This is a genomic window from Aminobacter sp. P4_H6_2 (genome assembly GCF_056400805.1).
In genome coordinates this window covers 1-2412 of sequence record NZ_JBFUKO010000747.1, presented here as the reverse complement: position 1 = coordinate 2412, position 2412 = coordinate 1, and the positions used below count along the sequence as shown (strand labels likewise).

3 protein-coding genes are annotated in these 2412 nt (G+C 63.5%); all 3 read right to left on the bottom strand.

Annotated elements, in window-relative coordinates:
- A partial coding sequence (locus AC1DUU_RS29570) for a class I SAM-dependent methyltransferase (protein WP_476786883.1) occupies positions 1-255 on the bottom strand: 255 nt, incomplete at its 3' end.
- A 188-nt stretch (positions 256-443) separates the two neighbouring features.
- A complete protein-coding gene (locus AC1DUU_RS29565) occupies positions 444-1418 on the bottom strand; it encodes a threo-3-hydroxy-L-aspartate ammonia-lyase (RefSeq protein WP_476786882.1) in 975 nt (324 codons plus the stop codon).
- Between the two features lie 86 nt (positions 1419-1504).
- Positions 1505-2412 (bottom strand): tRNA guanosine(34) transglycosylase Tgt (gene tgt / locus AC1DUU_RS29560; protein WP_476786881.1); only part of this gene is annotated, 908 nt, incomplete at its 5' end.

The following is a 2412-nucleotide window of genomic DNA, read 5'->3' as shown; positions in this document are numbered from 1 at the left end:
CACCTCAAGCGATCGCTGCCGGGCAGCCTCGCGGCAATAGCCGAGCATTTCCTCGGATGGGTCGAAGCCTTCGATAGCTATCCCGGCTTCCAGCATCGGAACGAAGAACCGGCCATTGCCGACGGCAGGCTCCAGCACCGGACCTGCGCAGCCTGAAAGACGTTCACGATAATATTCGATGTCGCCGAAAGAGCGACCTACCGGCTTGTCGAGATTGTAGACCCAGGAGGCAAGCGTTCCGTATCTGTTGTTCATGCGCGCGCGCCTCACCGACTTTCAGCAATTGTCACCGACCTTCGCGAGGTCAAGCATGATCCGCGCCATAAGACGGAATTGCTTGCCCAGTCCAGCCGCGAATTCTTCAGCTTGAGAGCTTTGCGCAGAACCTGTGGCGCAGATACCACGCCTCGCGCCGAGGAATACTGCGGCCGCCGCCTCTGATGTCAGGAACCGGCGAAAAACCCGCTCAATGCCTTGAGATCGACATTGCCGCCGCTGAGCACGATGCCGACGCGCTTTCCCGCGCAGTCGACAACACCATTGAGCGCCGCAGCAGCACCCAGGCAGCCTGTCGGCTCGACGATGACCTTCATGCGTTCGGCAAAGAAACGCATCGTCGACACCAGTTGCGCGTCGCTGACGGTGACGATGTCGTCCACGTTGGCCTGCAGGATCGGGAAATTGTGGTCGCCGATGAATGTCGTCAGGGCGCCATCGGCGATCGACTTCGGCGGTGCGATGCGAACCACCTCGCCCTTGTGCAGCGATTGCTGGCCATCGTTGCCGGCCTCCGGCTCGACGCCGATGACGCGGCAGCCCGGCGCCAACGCCTTRGCGCTGAGCGCGCAGCCGGCCAGCAGCCCGCCGCCACCCAGCGGCGCAATAAGGATATCGAGTGGCCCGACGTCCTCGATCAATTCGAGTGCCGCCGTGCCTTGGCCGGCGATGACGTCAGGATGATCAAAAGGTGGAATCATCGCCATGCCACGCTCATCGGAGATTCCGCGCGCGATCGCCTCGCGGTCATCCGTGTAGCGGTCGAAGAACACCACCTCCGCGCCATAGCCCCTGGTTGCCGCAACCTTGATCTCGGGCGCATCCTTGGGCATCACGATCACCGACGGTGCGCCAAGCAGCGTCGCCGCATAAGCGAGCGCCTGGGCATGGTTGCCGGACGAATAGGCGACGACGCCCTTGCGGCGCGCATCCGCATCGAGCGCGGAAACGGCGTTGTAGGCGCCTCGGAACTTGAACGCGCCGGCCCGCTGCAGGTTCTCGGCCTTGAAGAAGAGTTCGCCGCCCGCCATCGCATTGGCGGTGCGCGAGGTCAGTACAGGCGTGCGATGCGCCTCGCCTGATATGCGCGCCTGCGCGGCACGTACATCCTCGAAGGTGGGAATTCGCAACGTTGCAATCATTTGGGACCCCTGTGACATGCAGCCAATGTAGCTGCACAAGGGCTGCTGCTGAAGAGGCGTATTCGCTCGGGCAGACGCGGCTTGCGCTACCCGGGATGTACCGGCAAATCGCCTCGTGCCCAGCCTTCGGTGATCTCCGCCGAACGATCGACGAACTGCCCGGCCTCGATCGCCGCGCGGATGTCACTCATGAGCTGCTGATAGTAGGACAGGTTATTCCAGGTCAAAAGCATCGCGCCCAGCGACTCGCCCGACTTCACCAGATGATGCAGATAGGCGCGGGAGTAGGCGCGTGCGGCCGGGCAATCGCTTTCCTCATCGAGCGGACGCGGGTCGTCGGCATGGCGCGCGTTGCGCAGGTTGACCTTGCCGCGACGGGTATAGGCGAGGCCGTGGCGGCCGGCGCGGGTCGGCATGACGCAGTCGAACATGTCGATGCCGCGCGCCACCGATTTGATGATATCGTCGGGCGTGCCGACGCCCATCAGATAGCGCGGCTTTTCCGCAGGCAGTTCCGGGCAGGTGATGTCGAGCATATCGAGCATGACCGCCTGCGGCTCGCCGACCGCCAGACCGCCCACAGCATAGCCCTTGAGGTCGAGCCCCTTCAGCGCCTGGGCAGAGCGCACGCGCATGTCAGGGATGTCGCCGCCCTGGACGATACCGAACATCGCCTTGCCCGGCTGGTCGCCGAAGGCTGTCTTGCAGCGCTCGGCCCAACGTAGCGAAAGCTCCATTGCGCGCTCGATTTCCTTCGGCGTTGCGGGCAATGCGGTGCACTCGTCGAGCTGCATCTGGATGTCGGAATCGAGCAGTCCCTGGATCTCGATCGAGCGTTCCGGTGACATTTCGTAAGCAGCGCCATCGATGTGCGAGCGGAAGGTCACGCCCTTTTCGCTGAGTTTGCGCAGCTTGGACAGCGACATCACCTGGAAACCGCCGGAGTCGGTCAGGATCGGATACGGCCAGCGGGCGAATTCGTGCAGGCCGCCAA